The sequence below is a fragment of the Lactococcus ileimucosae genome (assembly GCF_943193185.1).
Lineage (GTDB): Bacteria > Bacillota > Bacilli > Lactobacillales > Streptococcaceae > Lactococcus > Lactococcus ileimucosae.
The window spans coordinates 1-1,254 of sequence record NZ_CALPDE010000057.1 but is presented as its reverse complement, the minus strand read 5'-3'; the positions used below and the strand labels follow the sequence as shown (position 1 = coordinate 1,254).

Annotated in this window: 1 pseudogene; it reads right to left on the bottom strand. The window is 35.6% G+C overall.

The window, feature by feature from the left end:
- Window positions 1-18: 18 nt before the first annotated feature.
- Window positions 19-1,176 (bottom strand): annotated as a pseudogene (locus NFR51_RS10685) (IS3 family transposase).
- Between the last annotated feature and the right edge of the window lie 78 nt (window positions 1,177-1,254).

Below are 1,254 nucleotides of genomic sequence, written 5' to 3'. Positions count from 1 at the left end.
TGGACTAATGTCAAATAATTAGACAGAAAATGAGCTATGTTTTCTTAAAATAGTTTTCCTCCTTCTGATTTGGAGTTAAACCATAGTTTGCAGAATGAGGATTATAATTGTTATAAAAGTGTTCAATGTATTCAAAGCAGGATAATTGAACTTCTTGAATGGAGTGATAAGTTCTCCGATTAATTTCTCGTTGTTTAAGATACTTGAAAAAGACCTCAGTTACGGCATTATCATAAGGATAACCAGGTTTGGAGTAAGAAGCAAGTAACTGATTATCATCAAGCAACTTTCTAAAGGAAGCTGATTTAAATTGGCTCCCTTGATCCGAATGAAAAATGATTGGTTCCTTAGGCTTTCTCTTATTTATAGCTATCTCTAGGGTGTCACAGGCGAGTTTGGCATCAATCCTATGGCTAAGTTTCCAAGCAATACATTTTCTAGAGTAGAGGTCAAGGATGGCGCAGAGATAAACATGTCGTTTAGGTCCGATAGAAATATAAGTGAAGTCGGTTGTCCAAACTTGATTCGGGGACTTAGGGTTAAATTCTTGTTTAAGTAGATTATCAGAAGAAAATTCAGGAGAATGGTTTGATTTAAAACGAGGTTTAATCGTTGACATTTTGGGGAGCGTCATAGACTTGAGAAGTCGTAAAATACGCCCTTGAGAAATATTGATGCCATAATCACGCAACAGAATGATTTTGAAAGCTCTCGTTCCAATTCTTTTCTTAGCTTTCATATAAATTTCAAGGAGTAATTTTTTCAAGCGTTGATTCTCTATTTCCCGCTTAGAAGGCTTCTTGTTAATGAAATTATAGTAGGTGGAACGATTGACATGTAAAACACGACAGAGCATAACTGTCGTGTGTTCATATCGAAGTCGATAGATGGCTTTTAATCTTACTTGGAGTTCTGCATGAATATGGCACTCGCTTTTTTTAAGATGAGATTCTCCTCTTCTAATTGAGCGTTACGCTTTTGTAAATCTTGAATCTGTTTAGCAGTCAAGATCGTATTATCTTCAAGTCGAACTTGAGAATACTGCTTGATCCATTTAGCAAGCGCAGAAGCAGAGACCCCATAATCTTTACAGAGTTCAGATTGAGTTTTTCCTGTTTGGTAGAGATTAACGAGAGATTGCTTAAATTCCTCATCGTAACGTTTAAATCCTGACATAAAAGTCCTTTCTTTTTTGTGTCTTCTTAGACAGATTATAACACACTAATTTGTGTCTACTTTTATAGTATAGCTCCA